We start from the raw sequence: 19,226 nt of genomic DNA, 5'->3' as shown, positions 1-19,226 counted from the left end.
CTGGGGCCTCCTGCCGGTCGGTGCGGAATGGGTCGGCGGGGAGCCGGGTTGTCCTACGCATGACGACAATCGGACTCATCGGAAGTGGACACATCGGCAGCGCCGTCGCGCGGCTCGCGGTGGCGGCAGGGTACGAGGTGGTCCTGAGCAACAGCCGGGGTCCGGAAACCCTGACGGACCTCGTCGCGGAGCTGGGGCCACGAGCGCGGGCGGCCACGGCGGACGAGGCGGCGGCGGCCGGCGACGTCGTCGTCGTGACGATCCCCCTCAAGGCGTACCGCGCGGTGCCGGTCGAGCCGCTGCGCGGCAAGGTCGTCATCGACACGAACAACTACTACCCCCAGCGGGATGGTCACATCGCCGAGCTCGACGACGACTCGACGACGTCGAGCGAGCTGCTCCAGGCGCACCTGCCGGAGTCGCGCGTGGTCAAGGCGTTCAACAACATCAACGACGCCCACCTCGCCAGCCTCCCGCGTCCCGCCGGAGACCCCGAGCGGTCGGCGCTCCCCGTCGCCGGCGACGACGCGGCGGCCAAGGCGACCGTGACCGAGTTCCTCGACTCCATCGGGTACGACGCCTACGACGTCGGCCCGCTCGCCGAGGGGTGGCGCTACCAGCGCGACACGGCGGCCTACGGCCTGCCCTACGTCGCCCCGGGCGGGACCTACCCCACGTGGACGGCCCGGCCCGCCGGGCGGGAGATCCTCGCCGAGGCGCTCGCCTCCGCGGTGCGCTACCGCGACATGTGAGCCTGCGCAGCCGGCCGGCGCCCAGCGGACGGCGGAGCACGCGACGTGGCGTGTGCACTTCTGCATGATCACGACGGAGGGGGCGGGCGGTGGGGCGGCGGGAGGACGGCGGGGTACCCCCGGGGGATGACCCCGCGCCCGCAGGTTCATCCCGGTGCGGGACGCGGCGGGTGGCCGGCCGCGGCGACGATCGAGGCATGAACGGATACCCCACGGCCCACACGGCCCACACGGCCTACGTCCCGCCAGCCCCGGCGCCCGTCACGCCCGCCCTCGCCACCCGGGGCCTCGTCAAGACCTACGGCACGACGACGGCGCTCGCCGGGGTCGACCTCGACCTCTACCCCGGTGAGTCGGTCGCGGTCATGGGCGCCTCCGGCTCGGGCAAGACGACGCTCCTGCACTGTCTCGCCGGCGTCATCCGCCCGGACTCCGGCGAGGTGCGGCTGGCGACGCCGGCCGGCCCCGTCGTCGTGAGCGACCTGGGCGAGACGCAGCGCTCGCGCCTGCGCCGCGAGCAGTTCGGGTTCGTCTTCCAGGAGGGGCTGCTCATCCCCGAGCTCACGGCGACGGAGAACGTCGCGCTCGCGCTCATGCTCAGCGGCGTGGCGCGGTCCGCGGCGGAGCAGAGCGCCGTCGGCTGGCTGCGGGCCCTCGGCCTCGCCGGGATGGAGGACCGCCGCATCGGCCAGCTCTCCGGCGGCCAGGCCCAGCGTGTGGCGATCGCGCGCGCCCAGGTGACCGGGGCGCGCGTCATCTTCGCCGACGAGCCGACCGGGGCGCTCGACTCCCGGACGTCGGCGGAGGTCATGGACGTCCTCGTCCAGGCGTCGGCCGGGACCGGCCGCACCCTCGTCGTCGTCACCCACGACGACGACGTCGCAGCGCGGTGCGGGCGCACGGTCCACCTCCGCGACGGCCGGGTCGTCGCCGACACGCGGGGACGGACGCGATGAGCGCCCCCGTCGCGGTGCCCGTCGCCACCCGCGGCGCCGGCCCCACGCACCGGCCCGACGCCCTCGTCCCGTTCCGGCTCGCGTGGATCCTCGCCCGGCGCGCCACCGCGGAGAACCGCGCCACGCTCGTCCTGCCCGTCGTCGCGTTCGGGGCCGTCACGACCCTCCTGCTCACCGTCCTCGCCGGCGCCCAGTCGATGTGGCGCTGGGACGACGAGGTGGGGGAGCTCTACCAGGTCCTCGCCGCCGTCGCCGTCGCGCTCATGCTCGTCCCGCTCGTCACCCTCGGGGGCTCCGCCGCGCGGCTGTCCGCCCGTCGACGCGACGACCGGCTCTCGACGCTGCGCCTGCTCGGAGCGACCCCCACCACCGTCGCCGTCATGACCGTCGTCGAGTCGGCGGGCCTCGCGCTCGTCGGGGCGCTCGGCGGTGTCGCCGGCCACGTCGTCCTCGGGCCGTTCGTCCAGCAGATCCGCTTCCGCGGAGAAGCGATCGGGTCCGCCTTCTGGCTCTCGCCGCTCGCCGTCATCGGGACGATCCTCGCCGTGACCGCCATCGCCGCCATCAGCGCCGCCGTGGGCCTGCGGAAGGTCATGATCTCCCCGCTCGGGGTACGCACGAGGCAGGACGCGCCCCGGATCGGGAAGCGGCGCCTCGTCATCGGCGTGGCCGTCGTCGTCGCGGGCGTCATCGCGATGAGCGGCACCTACGCGAGCCTCGCGATGCTGGTGACGATGGTTCTCGCCGTCGTCGCCTCCGGCCTCGCCGTCCTCAACCTCATCGGCCCTTGGGTGATCTCGGTGCTCGCGCGCGTCCAGCTCCGCCGCGCCCGCACGCCCGCGCGGCTGCTCGCCGCCCGCGGGATCGCCGAGTCGCCGAAGGCCGTGTGGCGCCAGGTGAGCAGCGTGGCGATGACGAGCTTCGTCGCCGTCATCGCCGGCACCGGGGTGTCCGCGACGAGCGGCGGCGTCGGGTCCCCGACCGGGCCGGACCGCTTCCTCACCGTGGACATCGGGACGGGCATCGTCATCACGGTCGTCGCGTCCTTCCTCATGGTCGCCTGCTCCGCGGGCATCAACCAGGCGGCCGAGATCCTCGACCGCGGCGACCTCTACGCCAGTCTCCACAAGCTCGGCATGCCGTGGCAGACCCTCGACGAGGCGCGCACGCGCACCGTCATGCTCCCCCTCGTCGCGGTGACGGCCGGTTCGGCGGTGATCGCGGGCGTCCTCATCCTGCCGCTGGCGGGTTACGCCCTCATCACCGCGCCCGTCTCGCTCGCCGTCATCGGGGCCTCGCTCGTGGCGGGCCCCGTCATCGCCCGGCTCGGCGTCCGCGCGACACGCCCCATGCTCCGCCGCGCCGTCACGGGCTGAGCCGGGGGCGGGCACCCGCGGGGGCGCCGGCTTTGCTCAGGGCCGGGCCCCGCCCCGCCGCCCGAGCGCGCCGCTACCGCCGCCCGCTGCCGGTCCGCTCCCACCCCGGGCGCGTGGCGCGGGCACCGAGCCGGTCGGTGCGGCTGCGGTAGACGACGTAGGGGCGCCACATGTACCAGAGCGGTGCGCTGAAGACGTGGACGAGCCGGGTGAAGGGCCACATGGCGAAGAGGCCCATGGCGACGAGGGCGTGGGCCTGGAAGCCGATCGGGGCCTCGGCCATGAGCTCGCCCTGGGGGTTGAGGTAGAAGATGCTCCGGTACCACTCGGAGACACCGGTGCGGTAGTCGTAGTGGCCGCCGAGGTTGAGGACGGAGCCCGCGACGGTGTTCCACAGCCCGAGGAGGATGACGAGCATGAGCATGAGCCACATGGCCTTGTCCATCTTCGTCGTGGCGCTGAATACCGGCCCGACGGTGCGCCGACGGTAGACGAGCAGGGCCGCCCCGACGAGCGTGCACACCCCGGCGATGCCCCCGATCCCCACCGCCATCGCGTGGTACGCCTCCTGGGAGAGACCGACGGCGTCCGTCCAGCTCTTCGGGATCGCCAGCCCCATGACGTGCCCGAGGAAGACGGCGAGGATCCCGAAGTGGAACAGCGGGCTCGCCCAGCGCAGCAGCCGGTCCTCGTAGAGCTGGGAGGAGCGGGTGGTCCACCCGAACTTGTCGTACCGGTAGCGCCAGACGTGGCCGAGGACGAACGTCGCGAGGGTGACGTAGGGGATGACGACCCACAGCACGGTGTCGAGCGGGCTCATGTCCTGGCTCCTAGGAACTCGTTCGGGGCGTACGGCTCGAGGCCGACCGACTCCTCCGGCGGCCCCTCGGCGGCGAGGCGGGCGACGGCGTCGCGCTCGTCCCCCACGAGGGGCGGCAGGGTGGCGCAGACCGCGACGAGGGCGTCGGCCCAGGGCGAGCCCGCGTCGAGGAGGGCGAGGCGCAGCAGCTCGAGCCCGGCACGGTGCTCGAGGAGGAGGGTGATCCCCGCGGCACGGTCCGTCGTCGCGGCGAACTCGAGGAGGACGCACAGGTGGTCGGGCAGCTCCTCCGCCGCGAGCTCGACCGCGGCGGCGCGGTACGCCTGCTTGAACGAGACGAGGGCGACGCCCCGGTTCCGGGTGTCGCCGTGGGCGTAGTACGTGAGGAAGAGGCAGCACCGCCGCTTGTGGTCGAAGGTGGCGACGTAGGCGGCGGCCACCTCGCGGGCCGGGTGGCCGGTCAGGTGGTCCATGAGCCGCTCGAGCGGGACCCGGAACCGCTCGCCGAGCCCCGCGGCGGCTCGGCGCAGGTCGGGGACCGCGGCGAGGAGCGCCTCGTCCGGGTAGTCGAGGAGGAGGGCGGCGATGCGGTGCACGAGCGCGTGCTCGTCCGTGGCGAGCCGCTGCGCCGTCTTCCTCCGGGCGACGCGGTTCACGGCCTCGGCTCCGTCTCGCCGGCGGGGTCGGTGCCCTCCATGAGCTCGGGCGCCCCGCGCTCGCTGCCCGGCTTGGCGGGGAAGAGCCCCTCTGGCGCGCCCTTGCCGTCCCAGTTGAGGAGGTTGACCCGGCGGGTCTTGTCGCCCGGGTCGGTGGGGAACTCCCCGGTCTGGCGCTGCTTGAGCATGTGGAAGTTCTCCACCGCGATCGGCGTCACCCCACCCGAGCCCTCGCCGAACGGTCCCGACCCGCCCATGCCCGGGCCCCCCTCGTAGTCGAGGCTGCACTCGGTGGCGAGCTCCTCGAGGCCGTGGGCCTGCTCGGCGTGCGCCGGTGGGATGACGTACCGCTCCTCGTACTTCGCGATGGCGAGGAGGCGGTACATCTCGTACATCGAGTCCGCGTCCATGCCCACGGCCTCGGCGATGGAGGCGTCCGCCTCGCGGCCCATGTTGATGTCCCGCATGAAGGAGCGCATGGCCGCGAGGCGCTTGAGCACCGCGGTGACGGGGACGGTGTCGCCGGCCGTGAACAGCTCGGCGAGGTACTCCACGGGGATGCGCAGGGTGTCGATCGCGGCGAAGAGGTTGTGCTTGTCCTCGGAGTCCTCCCCCGTCTCCGCCACGACGTCGACCACCGGGGACAGCGGCGGGATGTACCAGACCATCGGCATGGTCCGGTACTCGGGGTGCAGCGGCAGGGCCACCTCGTAGTCGTTGATGAGGCGCCAGATCGGGGAGCGCTGCGCGGCCTCGACCCAGTCGTGCGGGATCCCGGCCGCCTCGGCGGCGGCCATGACCTCCGGGTCGTGGGGGTCGAGGAAGACACGGCGCTGCGCGGCGAGGAGCTCGCGCTCGTCCGTGACGCTGGCCGCCTCGAGGACGCGGTCCGCGTCGTAGAGGACGAGGCCGATGTAGCGCAGCCGGCCCACGCACGTCTCCGAGCAGATCGTCGGCAGGCCCACCTCGATGCGCGGGAAGCAGAACGTGCACTTCTCGGCCTTGCCCGTGCGGTGGTTGAAGTAGACCTTCTTGTACGGGCAGCCGGTCACGCACTTGCGCCAGCCGCGGCACGCGTCCTGGTCGACGAGCACGATGCCGTCCTCGGCGCGCTTGTAGATCGCGCCGGACGGGCAGGAGGCGGCACAGGACGGGTTGAGGCAATGCTCGCAGATGCGGGGCAGGTAGAACATGAACGTCTGCTCGAACTCGAGCTTGACCTTGTCCGAGACCTGCTTGAGGACCGGGTCGCCCGGGACGATCTCCATCGACCCCGCGAGGTCGTCGTCCCAGTTCGCGCTCCACCGGATCGCCGTGTCCTCGCCGCTGATGAGGGACTTCGGCCGGGCCACCGGCGTGTGCTCCTGCAGCGGGGCGTTCGTGAGGTTCTCGTAGTCGTACGTCCACGGCTCGTAGTAGTCGTCCATCGACGGCATCTTCGGGCTCGCGAAGATCGTCGCGAGGTTCTTGAGGCGCCCGCCCTGCTTGAGCTTGAGCCGGCCCCGGCGGTTGACCTCCCAGCCGCCCTGCCACTCCTCCTGGTCCTCGTACGTGCGCGGGTAGCCCTGCCCGGGCCGCGTCTCGACGTTGTTGAACCACACGTACTCCGTGCCGGTCCGGTTCGTCCACGCCTGCTTGCACGTGACCGAGCACGTGTGGCACCCGATGCACTTGTCGAGGTTCATGACCATCGACATCTGCGCCATGACCTTCATGCCCCCACGTCCCTTCTCTGCTCGTCCCGCGCCCGGTCCGCCGTGGCGCCCGCAGGCCGTCGTGCCATCAGTACTCCACCTCCTGGGAGCGGCGGCGGATCATCGTGACCTCGTCGCGCTGGTTGCCCGTCGGGCCGATGTAGTTGAACGCGTAGCTGAGCTGGGCGTAGCCCCCGATGAGGTGGCTCGGCTTGATGAGGAGCCGGGTCAGCGAGTTGTGGATGCCGCCGCGCTTGCCCGACGTCTCCGACCGGGGCACGTCGATGAGGCGGTCCTGCGCGTGGTACATGTACGCCGTCCCCTCGGGCATGCGGTGGGAGACGATCGCGCGGGCGACGACGACGCCGTTGCGGTTGACCGCCTCGATCCAGTCGTTGTCCCTGATGCCGACCTTGCCGGCGTCCCGGTCGCTCATCCAGATCGTCGGCCCGCCGCGGGACAGGCTGAGCATGAGCAGGTTGTCCTGGTACTCCGAGTGGATCGACCACTTGTTGTGCGGGGTCAGGTACCGCACGGTGATGCCGAGCTCACCGGTGCTGCCGATCGTCGGCTCGCCGAAGAGGGCCGGCATGTTGAGCGGCGGCCGGAAGACCGGCAGGCACTCCCCGATCTCCGCCATCCAGTCGTGGTCGAGGAAGAAGTGCTGGCGCCCGGTGAGGGTGTGCCAGGGCTTGAGCCGCTCGACGTTGATGGTGAAGGGGGAGTAGCGGCGCCCGCCGCTCTCCGAGCCGGACCACTCCGGTGAGGTGATGACCGTTGTCGGGGCGTTCTGCGTGTCGCGGAACGTCACCTGCTTGCCCTCGCTCTCGGCGGCCAGGTCCGCGAGCTCGACGCCGGTGCGCTTCTCGAGGGTGTGGAAGCCCTGGGTGGCGAGGTGCCCGTTGGTCGTGCCGGACAGGGCGAGGATCGCCTCGCACACGTCGACGTCGCGCCGCAGGGAGGGCCGGCCGTCGGCGACGCCCCCGCGGACCCGGCCGTTCTTGCGGCCGAGGTAGTCCACCTCGCGCGCCACCTCGAAGGTCACGCCCTTCGTCGTCAGGCCGAGGGTGTCGACGAGCGGCCCGAGCGCCTCCATCTTCGCGGCGACGGCGGTGTAGTCCCGCTCGACGACGGCGAGCTTGGGCATGGTCTTGCCCGGGACGGGCTCGCACTCACCGGCCTTCCAGTCGAGGGCGCGCCCGCTCGGGTTCGCCATCTCGTCGGGCGTGTCGTGGGCGAGCGGGCTCGCGACGACGTCGCGGCGCGTGCCGAGGTGGCCTGCCGCCAGCTCGCTGAAGCGCTTGGCGATGCCGGCGAACGCGTCGAAGTCCGTCCGGGTCTGCCACGGCGGTGAGATCGCCGGGGAGAACGAGTTGACGAACGGGTGCATGTCCGTCGTGTTGAGGTCGTGCTTCTCGTACCAGGTGGCGGCGGGGAGCACGACGTCGGAGAAGATCGTCGTGCTCGTCATGCGGAAGTCGAGCGAGAGGAGCAGGTCGAGCTTGCCCGTGGGGGCCTCCTCGCGCCAGACGACGTCCGTGGGTCTCGCCTCGGGCGGGGCCTCGGTGGCCCGGACGGAGGCGTCCGTGCCGAGGAGGTGCTTGAGGAAGTACTCGTTGCCCTTGCCCGAGCTGCCGAGGAGGTTCGCCCGCCACACCGTCAGCACCCGGGGGAAGTTCTCCGGGGCGTCCGGGTCCTCGCCGGCGAACCGCAGGCGGCCCGCCTTGAGCTCGGCGGGGATGTGCTCCTCGACGCTGACCCCGGCGGCGTCCGCCTCGTCCGCGAGGTCGAGCGGGTTGCGGTCGAACGTCGGGTACGACGGCGTCCAGCCCATGCGCGAGGCCTGGGCGAGGACGTCCGCGGTGCTCTTCCCGGCGAACCGGCCGTCGCCCTGCGCCGAGGACAGGGTGTCCGCACCGAACGCGTCGTAGCGGTACTGGTCGGTGTGGAGGTACCAGTAGGCGGTCTGCGTCATGTGCCGCGGCGGGCGGGACCAGTCGAGCCCGTTGGCGATCTGCGTGAACCCGGTGATCGGCCGCACCTTCTCCTGACCGACGTAGTGCGCCCAGCCGCCGCCGTTGACGCCCTGGCAGCCGGTGATCGTCGTCAGGGTGAGGAACGCCCGGTAGATCGTGTCGGAGTGGAACCAGTGGTTCGTCCCGGCGCCCATGAGGATCATCGAGCGTCCGCGGGACTCCTCGGCGTTGGCCGCGAACTCACGGCCGATGCGCTCCGCCTTGGCCGCGGGGACGCCGGTGATGGTCTCCTGCCAGGCGGGCGTGCAGGGCTGGCTCGCGTCGTCGTAGCCCGTGGGCCACTGCCCGGGCAGACCCGCGCGGCCGACGCTGTACTGCGCGAGGAGGAGGTCGAAGACCGTCGTGACGAGGTGCCCGCCCACCCGCTGGGCCGGGACGCCGCGGTGCGCGACCTCCGCGTGCCCGTCCGGGGCGTCGAAGCGCGGCAGGCTCAGCGGTACCGCCTCGGTCCCGGCGCCGCCGTAGAGCGTGAGGGCCGGGTCGACGCCGTCGAGGTCGAGGTTCCACCTCCCCTCGCCCTTCTTCCCGAACCGGAAGCCGAGCGAGCCGTTGGGGACGACCGGTGCGCCGTCCTTCGCGTCGAGGAGGACCGTCTTGAACTCCGCGTGCTCGCTCGAGTCCCCGAGGTCCGCGGCCGTGAGGAACTTGCCCGGGACGTACCCGCCGTCGGCCTCGTCGAGGCGCACGAGGAACGGCAGGTCGGTGAACTTCTTGACGTAGTCGGTGAAGTACGGGACGGCGCGGTCGACGAAGAACTCCTTGAGCGTCACGTGACCCATGGCCATGGCGAGGGCACCGTCGGTGCCCGGGTGGGCGGCGAGCCACTCGTCGGCGAACTTGACGTTGTCCGCGTAGTCGGGGGAGACGACCACGACCTTCTGGCCGCGGTAGCGGGCCTCGGTCATCCAGTGGGCGTCCGGGGTGCGGGTGACGGGGACGTTCGAGCCCCACATGACGAGGTACCCGGCGTCCCACCAGTCGCCGGACTCGGGCACGTCGGTCTGGTCGCCGAAGACCTGCGGCGAGGCGACGGGCAGGTCCGCGTACCAGTCGTAGAACGAGAGCATCGGGGCGCCGATGAGGGAGTAGAACCGCGATCCCGCCGCGTGGGAGACCATCGACATCGCCGGGATGGGGGAGAAGCCGGCCACCCGGTCCGGGCCGTGGGACTTGATGGTGTGGACGTGGGCGGCGGCGACGATCTCGGTGGCCTCCTCCCACGTGGCCCGGACGAGCCCGCCCTTGCCGCGGGCGGCCTTGTACCGGCGGGAGCGCTCCGGGTCGGAGACGACGTCGGCCCACGCGAGCACCGGGTCACCGAGCCGGCGCTTGGCCTCGCGGTACATCTCGAGCAGGACGCCGCGCACGTAGGGGAAGCGCACCCGCGTCGGGGAGTACGTGTACCAGGAGAAGGCCGCGCCGCGGGGGCAGCCGCGGGGCTCGTACTCGGGGCGGTCCGGGCCGACGGAGGGGTAGTCGGTCTGCTGCGACTCCCACGTGATGATCCCGTCCTTGACGTAGACCTTCCACGAGCAGGACCCGGTGCAGTTGACGCCGTGGGTGGACCGCACGACCTTGTCGTGGCTCCACCGGTCCCGGTAGAAGGTGTCCGCGTCGCGCCCGCCGATCTGGTGGAGCGTGCGCAGGTCCTGCGAGACCTCCGTCGGCTTGAGGAACCGGCGCATCCTCAGCAGCGCCTCGACGACGCCGCCGTCGGTGCTGGGGTCCTGTGGGCCCGCCGCCGTCCGTTCCTTCGGTGGGTCGATGGTCATGTCCGAGAAGTCCCTTCGCTGGAACGCGGGTGTCGCTGGTCTCACGGTCGGTGGCGCTGCGCCGGGGGAGGGATCAGTGGGTGGCCCCCTGGGAGGCGCGGCGCACGGGCCACCACGTGAACGCGGCGACACCGAGCGCGGACAGTGCCAGGAGGATGAGCCCGAGCGTGTACGCGCCGGTCGCGCCGTAGACGGCGCCCATGACGAGGGGCGGGAAGAAGCCGCCGAGGCCGCCCGCGGCGCCGACGATCCCCGTGACCGAGCCCACCTGGCCTGCGGGCGCCACCTTCGCCACGAGCGCGAAGCACGCGCCCGACGCGGCGCCGAGCGTCGCGGCGAGGCCGAGGAAGGCGACCGTGCCGGCGGGGAGCAGCTCGAGCTGGAGCGAGGCGAGGGCGGCCATCACCCCGGCGGTGAGGAAGCAGATCGTCAGCACGGGTACCGGGTGCCACCGGTCGGAGACCATCCCGCCGACGGGCCGCGCGACGACGGCGAGGACGACGAACCCGGCCGTGCGGAGGGCGGCGTCGCCGGCGCTCAACCCGTAGGCGTTGACGAGGTAGGTGGGCAGGTAGACGCTGAACGCGACGAAGCCACCGAACCCCATCGCGTAGATGACGGCGAGCTGGCCTGTCACCGGGATGCGCAGCGTCTGGAGCGTGCGGCGCACGAGCGAGCCGGTGGGCGCCGTGCGCGGACCCGGGTCACGCAGGAGGAACCGGGCGGCCACGGCGTACAGCGCGAGGAGGACGCTGACGAGGACGAACGGGGCGGCCCGCCCGAGCGCGTCGGCGATCGCGACGGTCGTGAACGCGGCGATCGCTGTGCCGGCGGTGCCCATCCCGAAGATGCCCAGCGCCGTGCCCCGCCGCTCCGGGGCGTACCAGCCGTTGACGAAGGGGACGCCGACTGCGAAGGCGGTGCCGCCGAGGCCGAGGAAGAACCCGCCGAGGACGAGCAGCGGGAAGCTGTCCGCGACGAACCCGACGAAGAGCGCGGGGATGATTGTCAGGACGCTCACCGCCGGGAACATCGTGCGCGCTCCGAAGCGGTCCGTGAATGCGCCGACGGGGATGCGTCCGAGGGACCCGACGATGACGGGGACGGCGACGGCGACCGAGACCTGGAACGGCGTCAGGTCGAGCTCGGCGCGGTACGTCGCCCCGAGCGGGCCGATGAGCGACCAGGCCCAGAAGTTGATGGTGAACCCCAGCGTGGCCAGGACGAGCATGAGGGTCGCGGGCCCCGCAGGGGCGGCGGGGCCCGCCCCTGGGCCTGTCGCACCGCCGACCGAGGGGTCGGGCGGCGGGGGCGCTGCCGTCACTATGAGACCTCCGTGATCCACCGGGGCGCATTCGCTCCGAAGAGCGGGACCTCGTCACCGTAACGGCGCCGGGGAATCGTGACCAGCCTTACCGGCGAGGAAACGCAAGAATGACCGAAATGTCTATTTTCATCACACGTCGCTTTTGTTGAACGTCATACCGTGCGGGCGGGGCTGCCGTCGTCGGGCGCCTCCTCCGCCCGTGCGAGCGCGGCCAGGTCGGACCACGTGTCGACGTCGGTCGACTCGCTGCCCCGGGCGCGGACCTCGGCCAGCGGCAGGTCACCGAGCAGTGCGCGGACGCCGACGTCGCGCCCGCCTGCTAGCGCGGCGAGCCGGGTCCGGAGGGCGGCGCGCCGGTACACCCCGACGAGCCACTGCCGGCGCCCGTCCGCGTCGACGAGGCACGCACCGCCGGGCGAGGCGAGGGCGGCACGGACGAGACCGGGGACGGCGCCAGCGGCGCCCGGCACGTCGCACGCGAGGACGAGCACGAGTGCTGGGAGCGGGGCGGGGGCGGGGGCGCCGCCGTCCGTGGTGCCGGCGCTCTCCAGCGCGTCGAGCCCGGCGGCGATCCCCGCGACCGGCCCGCCGTGGGGTGGGTCCTCGAGGGTCCGCAGGACGCCCGGCGGCACCGCGACCGACGCGGGCGCGACGACGACGGTGCGGCGCGCCCCGGCGGTGGCGTCGAGCGCGTGGTCGAGGAGGCGCCTCCCGCTGAGCTCGACGTCCGGCTTCGACGCGCCCCCGAGGCGGCGCGCCGTGCCACCGGCCAGGACGACGGCGTCGAAGGGCGCGTCGGCGGGTTCGGCGGCGACGGTCATGGGACCGCTCAGTCCGCTGGGCGGTGCCAGTCGCCGGAGCGCCCGCCGGACTTGGCGACGACGCGCACGCGGCCGATCTCCGCCGACCGGTCGACGCCCTTGACCATGTCGACGACGGCGAGCCCGGCGACGGCGACGGCCGTGAGCGCCTCCATCTCCACCCCCGTGCGGTCGGCGGTGCGGACGGTCGCCCTGATGAGGACGCGGTCCTCGGCGAGCTCGAGGTCGACGACGGCGCCGTGCACGCCGATGACGTGGGCGAGGGGGAGGAGGTCGGGCGTCTTCTTGACGGCGGCGATGCCGGCGACGCGCGCGACGGCGAGGACGTCGCCCTTGGGGACGGTGCCGGAGCGCAGCGCGTCCATGACGGTCGGGCTGCACGTGACCTCGCCCGTGGCGACGGCCTCGCGCACGGTGGGGGTCTTGCCCGTGACGTCGACCATGCGGGCGTGGCCCGCGTCGTCGAGATGGGTGAAGGGCTGCTCCGGAGTGCTCACGGGACCATCATGACGCGGACGGCGTCGCCCGCCGCGACGGCGGGCACGTCCGCCTCGACGACGGCGAGCGCCTCCGCCCGCGCGAGGGAGGCGACGAGGTGGGAGCCCGAGCCGCCTGGGGCCGCGGGGCGCACGTGGAGGGTCACCGCTCCGGCGGGGTCCTCCCGCGGTTCGAGGACGACCGGGATGTACTGCCGCCGTCCCGGCGGGCAACCCCAGCCCACTGCGGCGACGGCGGGAAGGGTTCGTTCCGGGGCGCGAGTCCCGGCCATGCGGGTGAGCGCCGGCCGGACGAGGACGTGGACGCTGACGTAGACGGACACGGGGTTCCCCGGCAGGCAGAAGATCGGGACCGCGCGGCCGTCCGGGGCGGCGAGGACGCCGAAGCCCTGCGGCTTGCCCGGCTGCATGGCGACGGCGGTGAAGGCGACGTCGCCGAGCGGCTCGAGGACCTCCTTGACGACGTCGTACGCCCCCGCGCTCACGCCGCCGGTCGTGATGACGGCGTCGACGCCGGTGAGGCCGGCCGCGAGGACCTGGCGCAGGCTCTCCGGCTCGTCGTCGGCGACACCGAGGGGGACGGGGACGGCGCCCGCTTCGCGGACGAGGCCGAGGACGAGCGTGCTGTTGGAGTCGGGGATCTGCCCGTGCGCGAGGGGCGCGCCCGGGGGGACGAGCTCGGCGCCCGTGGCGAGGACGCCGACGCGGACGCGGGGGTGGACGAGCACGTCACCGTGGCCGGCCGACGCCGCCGCCGAGAGGTGCTGGGCGCCGAGCCGCGTCCCGGCCCGCAGGACCGTCGCACCGGGCGCGACGTCGTCGCCCCGCCGGCGCACGTGGCGTCCGGGGCTCGGGGCGGTGCGGATCTCGACGACGGCCGGCAGGGCCTTGCCCGCCCCGGGACCGGCTGGTTGGTCGGTGTGCTCGACGGGCACGACGGCGTCCGCGCCAGCCGGCACCGGCGCCCCCGTCATGACGCGCACGGCCGTGCCGGGCTCGACCGTGACGGCTCCGGTGGCGCCGGCCGGGACGTCCGCGGTGACGGGGAGCCGGACGGGGCGGTCGGCCGCGGCAGCGACGTCGGCCGCGCGGACGGCGTACCCGTCCATGGCGGAGTTGTCGAAGGGCGGGACGGCGAGCCTGGCGACGACGTCCACAGCGAGGACGCACCCGTGCGCGTCGGCCAGTGCGACCCGGTGCGGGGTCAGCGGCCGCACACCAGCGAGGACGCGGTCGATGTACTGCTCGACGGTGATCATCGGCTCTTTCCAGCCCTCGCCCCGTCTCGCGTCACCCGTGGCTCCTGCCACGAACCTTGAGCGAGATCCCGTATACGACGAAGAGGGGGCTGAGGACGAGGGTCATCCAGCCCACCACCAACCCTCGCCTCCTCCAGACGTCGGAGCTGGAGTCAGGAGCGACCTGCAGGATGTACAGCCCCATGGCGATCAGGACGACGCCCGCGATGACGTATCCCCACCAGACCAGCTTCCTCTCGCGCCTGGCCATCGGCACCAGTCCTCCCGTCTCGGCATCTCGTCTGACAGTAGCTCTTCGGCCCCCGGCCCCCGGCGGACCGCGCATGTCCGGGCGTGAGAAGGGGGGCGAGCCGCACGGACGCTCGTCGCGCGGCGGAGGGGGCCCGGCACCGTGACCGCGGTGGGCCGGCCGTGGAGGCTCGAGTCTCTTACGGCCGGGGGTTGGTCCGGGTCCACCGCTGCTCGTCGCGCCGCGCGCCCATGCCGGCGGCGCACCGCGGGCAGATGTCGGCGACCTCATCGGCGTGGATGCCGGTCGCTGGTTGGACCTCGGCCCACGCCACGTGGGGGAAGCGGAGGAAGCTCTCGCGGCTGAGCGCGAGGCCGCACACCGTCTGGTTCGTGCCGGGGACCCACGCGTGGACGGTGCCGGCTGGGGCGCGCACGCCGTCGGGCTCGGTCCACTGGCCGCTCGCGACGACGGACGCGCTCGTCAGCTTCTTCCTCGCCATGCCATCCCCTCTGTCGTCGGCCCAGGATCACCCACTGTCATCCGGCCGGCATCCCGGCGCAGGACGGCCCGGGTGCGTGGTGCGCCGATGGTCTGGCCCTGCCGTACCACGGCGGTCGCAGCGAGAACGCCCCGCCGGCCGAGACGGGACGGACTCGGCGGCTGGGAGTGGCGTCAGTACGTGGGCAGGGTCGGGTCGACGTCGCTCACCCAGGCGAGGACGCCGCCCTCGAGGTTGAGGGTGCGCACGCCGACCCCGGCGAGGGCGCGCGCGGCCTGCGCTGAGCGCTGCCCGCTCCGGCAGTGCACGACGACGTCGATCGGGTCCGCCGCCCCGGCAGCGAACCGGCGGGCGGTACCGGCCGCGTCGGCGAGCACCTCCCTGAGTGGGACGTGGACGGCACCCGGGATAGCGACGATCGTGCGCTCGGCCGCCTCCCGCACGTCGAGCAGGACGAGGTCGTCGGCGCCGCGCTCGCGGGCGGTGAGGCGTTCGGCGAGCGCCGTCGCCGAGATCGTCGCGAACGGCGCTCCGGCGACCGCGCCCCCGCCCGGTTCCCCGGCGGACGGGGAGCCGTCGCCGTGTGCGCCGCTCGGCGTGCCGGCGCCTGTGATCTCCGTCGTGTGCCGAGGCGCGGCCGTGCGGTCCGCTGCGGCCGCCTCTTCCGGGTGGTGCGCGCGCGCCCGCAGGGGTACCTCGGTCCAGCGCGCGGTGAGGACGTCGAGGACGAGGACCCGGCCGAGGAGCGGCTCGCCCGCCCCCGTGACGAGCTTGACGGCCTCCGCCGCCATGATCGAGCCGACCTGGCCGCACATCGCCCCGAGGACGCCCGCCTCCCCGCACGAGGGGGTCGTCCCCGGCGGAGGGGGTACGGGGAAGAGGTCACGCAGCCGTACGCCGGGGGGTGCGCCCGTGCCTCCCGACCCGCTCGCGCCGTCGTCCGCACCCCGGGGGCGCGACCAGAACACCGAGACCTGCGCGTCGAAGCGCAGGATCGAGCCCCACACGAGGGGGACGCCGAGCTGGGCGCAGACGTCGTCGACGAGGTAGCGCGTCGGGAAGTTGTCCGTGCCGTCGAGGACGACGTCGTACCCGGCGATGACGTCGCGCGCGTTGCCGGCGTCGAGGCGCACGTGGTGCCTGGTCACCACGACGTCCGGGTTGAGCGCCGCGACCCGCTCGGCGGCCGAGTCCACCTTGGGGCGGCCGACGTCGGCGGTGGTGTGGATGACCTGCCGCTGGAGGTTCGACGTCTCGACGTCGTCGTCGTCGACGATCCCGAGGTGCCCCACCCCGGCCGCGGCGAGGTAGAGGAGGGCGGGGGACCCGAGCCCCCCGGCCCCGACGACGAGGACGCGCGCGCCGAGGAGCCGGCGCTGGCCGTCCACGCCGACCTGGCCGAGGAGGAGGTGGCGGGAGTAGCGCTGGACCTGCGCCGTCGTGAGCGCGGCAGCCGGCTCGACGAGGGGGGCGAGGCGCACCTCAGCCACCGGCGAAGGGCGGCAGGACGTCGACGTCCACGGGCGTGCCGGCAGGTCCGGTGGACAGCGGGGCCTCCTCATCCGCCCGGACGACGCCGTCGACGAGGAGGCTGGAGATGGCGAGGACGCGCGCGAGGTCGGGGCCGTGCGCCGCGCCCGCAGCGGCGCGGAGGTCGGCCGCGCTCGCGCCGTCGGGCAGGACGACGTCCTCCGCCGAGGTGCCCGCAGCCTCGGCGGCGGCGGCGAAGTAGCGGACGTGGACGGCGGTGCTGCCGGCGGTGCCCGCGGCGCGCCCACCGGTGCGGTCGGTCCCGGCCGTCGTCATCTCATCCTCCGATCGCGCTCATGGGCCGCTGCGGCTGCAGGAATCCGGGGTCGTCGATGCCGTGGCCGGGCAGCTTGCCCCACATGGCCGCGCGCCACGTCTCAGCGACCTCGGCGTCCGGGGCGCCGGACCGCACGAGGGCGCGCAGGTCCGTCTCCGTCCGGGAGAACAGGCAGGTGCGGACCTGGCCGTCGGCGGTGAGCCGCGTCCGGTCGCACGCGCCGCAGAAGGGCTCGGTCACCGAGGCGATGATGCCGACGGTCCCGCCGGGCCGGTCACCCTCCGGCGCCACGTGCCAGCGCTGGGCGGGGGCGGCGCCGCGCTCGGCCGGGTCGGCCGGCGCGAGCGCGAACCGGTCGCGCAGGGAGCCGAGGATCTCCGCGGCCGTCACCATCCCGCCGCGCTCCCAGCTGTCCGGCGGGCCGAGCGGCATCTGCTCGATGAAGCGCAGCTGAAATCCCCGGCGGAGCGCGAAGTCGAGGAGGTCCGGGGCCTCGTGCTCGTTCCGCCCCCGCATGAGGACGGCGTTGATCTTGACCGGACGGAGCCCCGCCGCCTCGGCGGCGTCGAGGGCGGCGAGGACGTCCGGCAGCCGGTCCCGGCGCGCGAGCGTCGCGTACGTCTGCCGGTCGAGGGAGTCGAGGGAGACGTTGATGCGGGTCAGCCCCGCCGCCGCGAGACCGGCGACACGGCGGTCGAGGCCCAGGCCGTTCGTCGTCAGCGACGTCTCCGGCGCCCGGCCCTCCGCGGTCCGCAGCGCGGAGGTCGCCGCGATGATCGACTCGAGGCCCTTGCGCAGGAGCGGCTCGCCACCGGTGAAGCGCACCTCGCGCACGCCGAGGCGCTCGACGGCCACGGTGACGAGCCGGACGACCTCGGCGTCGGACAGGACGTCCGAGCCGGGGAGCCACTCGAAGCCCTCGGGGGGCATGCAGTACTCGCAGCGGAGGTTGCAGCGGTCGGTGAGCGAGACGCGCAGGTCCTGCGCGACCCGGCCGTACCTGTCGAGCAGGCGCGGGTCGGCCGGGCGGTCGGTGCGCGCGTCCTCGGCCGCCCGCGCAGCACGCGGGCGGGGGACTCCGAGCTCGACCTGAGGCATCACCTCACTGTAACCAGAGCACGGCCACGGGGTTGGTCAGGTCCGTTCTGTCCGCTCTGCGCGGGAGGTGCGTCAGTGCCCGACGACGGCGCCCGCCGGCGGTCATGGCGTGACGGGCTGGGCGCCGGCGCCGGCGCGGCCACCGCGCGCGGCGGCCTCCGCGGCCGCCGCGACGTTGCGCTGCATCCCGCCGAAGACGACGCCGTGGAAGGGGGCGATCGCCCACCAGTAGAGCTGACCGAGGAACCCCTGCGGGTGGTACACCGCGCGCTGACGGAACACGGTGCGCCCGGCGTCGTCCTCCTCGGCGACGAGCTCGAGCCAGGCGAGGCCCGGCAGGCGCATCTCGGCGCGGAGCCGGAGGAGGCGCCCCTCCTCGATCGCCTCGACGCGCCACCAGTCGAGTGCGTCCCCGACGGCGAGGCGCCGCGGGTGCCGCCGGCCGCGGCGCAGCCCCGGCCCGCCGAACACGCGGTCCATGAGCCCGCGGGCGGCCCAGCCCATCCGCCACGAGTACCAGCCGTTGGCGCCGCCGATGCCCTCGATGACGGACCAGAGGTGCCGGCGCTCCGCGTCGACGACGGACTCGCGCTCGTCGACGTAGAGGCTGCCCCCGGCCCACTCCGGGTCCTCGGGGAGCGGGTCGCTCGGCGCGTTCGCCGTGCCCGCGGAGGACCACGTCGTGCTCACGTCGAACTCCCGGACCCGCTGGAGGGCGAGCTCGACGGACTGCTCGAAGCCGAGGAGCCCCTCCGGCGGGGGCGGCACGAGGGCGTCGATGTCCGACTCCTTGGCCACGACCTCGTGGATGAGCGACTCCACGAGCGGCCGGGCGAGGCCGGACGGCACGGGGGTGACGAGCCCGACCCACAGGCTCGCGAGGCGCGGCGTGAGGACGGGGACGGTGCGGATGACGCGGGCGGGCAGCCCGGCGACGGCGGCGTAGCGCTGCATCATCTCGCGGTAGGTGAGGACGTCGGGACCGCCGATGTCGAACGTGCGGCTGACGTCGTCGGGCATCGAGGCGGAGCCGACGAGGTAGCGCAGGACGTCGCGCACGGCGATCGGCTGGATCCGGTTGTCGAGCCACTTCGGCGCGATCATCGCGGGCAACCGCTCGGTGAGGTAGCGCATCATCTCGAACGACGCGCTGCCGGACCCGATGATGACCGCGGCCTGGAGCACCGTCGTCGGAACGCCGGCGGCGAGGAGGATGTCTCCCACCTCGCGCCGCGACTCCAGGTGCGGGGAGAGCCCGTCGGTGTCCGGGTGGAGGCCGCCGAGGTAGACCACCCGCCGCACTCCCGCCGTCCGGGCTGCGGTGCCGAAGGTGCGGGCGGTGCGCCGGTCCCTGGCCTCGAACTCGGGGCCGGAGCCGAGGGAGTGGATGAGGTAGTACGCGACGCCGACCCCCTCGAGGGCGCGCGCGAGGTCCTCCGCGCTCGAGGCGTCGGCCGCGACGACCTCGACGTCGGCGCGCCACTCGCGCCCGGAGAGGCGCTCCGGGTGGCGGGCCATGGCGCGCACCCGGTACCCGGCGGCGAGGAGCTCGGGGACGAGCCGCCCACCGATGTAGCCGGTGGCTCCGGTGACGAGCGCGAGCGGGGCCTCGGTGTCGGTCATC

The 19,226-nt window shown here is 73.9% G+C and carries 17 protein-coding genes; 3 read left to right on the top strand and 14 right to left on the bottom strand.

All coding sequences use genetic code 11. From position 1 onward, the window contains the following. The first annotated feature begins 59 nt into the window (after positions 1-59). The 3 genes from V2J63_RS01840 (at position 60) to V2J63_RS01830 (ending at position 3,084) form a co-directional block, all read left to right on the top strand. Positions 60-752, top strand: coding sequence for an NADPH-dependent F420 reductase (locus V2J63_RS01840; RefSeq protein ID WP_331229268.1), 693 nt, complete (start codon positions 60-62; stop codon positions 750-752). A 197-nt stretch (positions 753-949) separates the two neighbouring features. Next, positions 950-1,708, top strand: coding sequence for an ABC transporter ATP-binding protein (locus V2J63_RS01835; RefSeq protein ID WP_331229267.1), 759 nt, complete (start codon positions 950-952; stop codon positions 1,706-1,708). Then, on the top strand, positions 1,705-3,084 hold the full coding sequence (locus V2J63_RS01830; RefSeq protein WP_331229266.1) for an ABC transporter permease: 1,380 nt from the start codon (positions 1,705-1,707) through the stop codon (positions 3,082-3,084). Before V2J63_RS01835 ends, V2J63_RS01830 begins: the two co-directional genes overlap by 4 nt. Before the next feature lie 73 nt (positions 3,085-3,157). Here the strand turns inward: V2J63_RS01830 and narI are convergent, their stop codons facing one another. From narI to V2J63_RS01760, 14 genes are all read right to left on the bottom strand, one after another. Next, entirely contained in the window at positions 3,158-3,904 is a 747-nt protein-coding gene (narI, locus tag V2J63_RS01825) for a respiratory nitrate reductase subunit gamma (protein ID WP_331229265.1), read from the bottom strand. Then, positions 3,901-4,560, bottom strand: a complete 660-nt coding sequence (narJ, locus tag V2J63_RS01820; RefSeq protein ID WP_331229264.1) for a nitrate reductase molybdenum cofactor assembly chaperone — start codon at positions 4,558-4,560, stop codon at positions 3,901-3,903. The genes narI and narJ overlap by 4 nt, the downstream gene beginning before the upstream one ends. Continuing rightward, complete coding sequence (narH, locus tag V2J63_RS01815) at positions 4,557-6,275, bottom strand: nitrate reductase subunit beta (RefSeq protein ID WP_331229263.1); 1,719 nt, start codon at positions 6,273-6,275, stop codon at positions 4,557-4,559. Before narH ends, narJ begins: the two co-directional genes overlap by 4 nt. A gap of 67 nt (positions 6,276-6,342) precedes the next feature. Beyond that, positions 6,343-10,062: a nitrate reductase subunit alpha gene (locus V2J63_RS01810; protein ID WP_434056262.1), complete on the bottom strand. Its 3,720-nt coding sequence runs from the start codon at positions 10,060-10,062 to the stop codon at positions 6,343-6,345. 73 nt (positions 10,063-10,135) lie between these two features. Further along, a complete protein-coding gene (locus V2J63_RS01805; RefSeq protein ID WP_491062213.1) occupies positions 10,136-11,293 on the bottom strand; it encodes an MFS transporter in 1,158 nt (385 codons plus the stop codon). Positions 11,294-11,541: 248 nt separating this feature from the next. Then, entirely contained in the window at positions 11,542-12,210 is a 669-nt protein-coding gene (gene mobA / locus V2J63_RS01800) for a molybdenum cofactor guanylyltransferase (protein WP_331229261.1), read from the bottom strand. An 8-nt stretch (positions 12,211-12,218) separates the two neighbouring features. Beyond that, on the bottom strand, positions 12,219-12,653 hold the full coding sequence (gene moaC, locus V2J63_RS01795; protein ID WP_491062212.1) for a cyclic pyranopterin monophosphate synthase MoaC: 435 nt from the start codon (positions 12,651-12,653) through the stop codon (positions 12,219-12,221). A gap of 50 nt (positions 12,654-12,703) precedes the next feature. Further along, complete coding sequence (locus V2J63_RS01790; protein ID WP_331229259.1) at positions 12,704-13,966, bottom strand: molybdopterin molybdotransferase MoeA; 1,263 nt, start codon at positions 13,964-13,966, stop codon at positions 12,704-12,706. A 31-nt stretch (positions 13,967-13,997) separates the two neighbouring features. After that, positions 13,998-14,216: a hypothetical protein gene (locus V2J63_RS01785; RefSeq protein ID WP_331229258.1), complete on the bottom strand. Its 219-nt coding sequence runs from the start codon at positions 14,214-14,216 to the stop codon at positions 13,998-14,000. Positions 14,217-14,394: 178 nt separating this feature from the next. After that, on the bottom strand, positions 14,395-14,697 hold the full coding sequence (locus V2J63_RS01780; protein ID WP_331229257.1) for a hypothetical protein: 303 nt from the start codon (positions 14,695-14,697) through the stop codon (positions 14,395-14,397). A 173-nt stretch (positions 14,698-14,870) separates the two neighbouring features. Then, the gene (moeB, locus tag V2J63_RS01775) at positions 14,871-16,187 is read right to left on the bottom strand and encodes a molybdopterin-synthase adenylyltransferase MoeB (protein ID WP_434056261.1); all 1,317 of its coding nucleotides are present in this window, start codon (positions 16,185-16,187) and stop codon (positions 14,871-14,873) included. After that, positions 16,180-16,503: a MoaD/ThiS family protein gene (locus V2J63_RS01770; RefSeq protein WP_331229256.1), complete on the bottom strand. Its 324-nt coding sequence runs from the start codon at positions 16,501-16,503 to the stop codon at positions 16,180-16,182. Before V2J63_RS01770 ends, moeB begins: the two co-directional genes overlap by 8 nt. Position 16,504: 1 nt before the next feature. Next, a complete protein-coding gene (gene moaA / locus V2J63_RS01765) occupies positions 16,505-17,602 on the bottom strand; it encodes a GTP 3',8-cyclase MoaA (RefSeq protein ID WP_331229255.1) in 1,098 nt (365 codons plus the stop codon). 102 nt (positions 17,603-17,704) lie between these two features. Then, positions 17,705-19,225: an SDR family oxidoreductase gene (locus V2J63_RS01760; protein WP_331229254.1), complete on the bottom strand. Its 1,521-nt coding sequence runs from the start codon at positions 19,223-19,225 to the stop codon at positions 17,705-17,707. Between the last annotated feature and the right edge of the window lies 1 nt (position 19,226).

The sequence above is a fragment of the Georgenia wangjunii genome (assembly GCF_036421975.1).
GTDB lineage: Bacteria > Actinomycetota > Actinomycetes > Actinomycetales > Actinomycetaceae > Georgenia_A > Georgenia_A wangjunii.
Note: the sequence above shows the minus strand (reverse complement) of the source record. Positions and strands in the feature narration are given on the sequence as shown.

Coding starts and splice junctions, on each gene's coding strand:
- V2J63_RS01840 (WP_331229268.1), top strand. CDS start 60: ATGACGACAATCGGACTCATCGGAAGTGGACACATCGGCAGCGCCGTC.
- V2J63_RS01835 (WP_331229267.1), top strand. CDS start 950: ATGAACGGATACCCCACGGCCCACACGGCCCACACGGCCTACGTCCCG.
- V2J63_RS01830 (WP_331229266.1), top strand. CDS start 1,705: ATGAGCGCCCCCGTCGCGGTGCCCGTCGCCACCCGCGGCGCCGGCCCC.
- narI (WP_331229265.1), bottom strand. CDS start 3,904: ATGAGCCCGCTCGACACCGTGCTGTGGGTCGTCATCCCCTACGTCACC.
- narH (WP_331229263.1), bottom strand. CDS start 6,275: ATGAAGGTCATGGCGCAGATGTCGATGGTCATGAACCTCGACAAGTGC.
- V2J63_RS01810 (WP_434056262.1), bottom strand. CDS start 10,062: ATGACCATCGACCCACCGAAGGAACGGACGGCGGCGGGCCCACAGGAC.
- V2J63_RS01805 (WP_491062213.1), bottom strand. CDS start 11,293: ATGCTCGTCCTGGCCACGCTGGGGTTCACCATCAACTTCTGGGCCTGG.
- mobA (WP_331229261.1), bottom strand. CDS start 12,210: ATGACCGTCGCCGCCGAACCCGCCGACGCGCCCTTCGACGCCGTCGTC.
- moaC (WP_491062212.1), bottom strand. CDS start 12,653: ATGGTCGACGTCACGGGCAAGACCCCCACCGTGCGCGAGGCCGTCGCC.
- V2J63_RS01790 (WP_331229259.1), bottom strand. CDS start 13,966: ATGATCACCGTCGAGCAGTACATCGACCGCGTCCTCGCTGGTGTGCGG.
- V2J63_RS01785 (WP_331229258.1), bottom strand. CDS start 14,216: ATGGCCAGGCGCGAGAGGAAGCTGGTCTGGTGGGGATACGTCATCGCG.
- V2J63_RS01780 (WP_331229257.1), bottom strand. CDS start 14,697: ATGGCGAGGAAGAAGCTGACGAGCGCGTCCGTCGTCGCGAGCGGCCAG.
- V2J63_RS01770 (WP_331229256.1), bottom strand. CDS start 16,503: ATGACGACGGCCGGGACCGACCGCACCGGTGGGCGCGCCGCGGGCACC.
- moaA (WP_331229255.1), bottom strand. CDS start 17,602: ATGCCTCAGGTCGAGCTCGGAGTCCCCCGCCCGCGTGCTGCGCGGGCG.
- V2J63_RS01760 (WP_331229254.1), bottom strand. CDS start 19,225: ATGACCGACACCGAGGCCCCGCTCGCGCTCGTCACCGGAGCCACCGGC.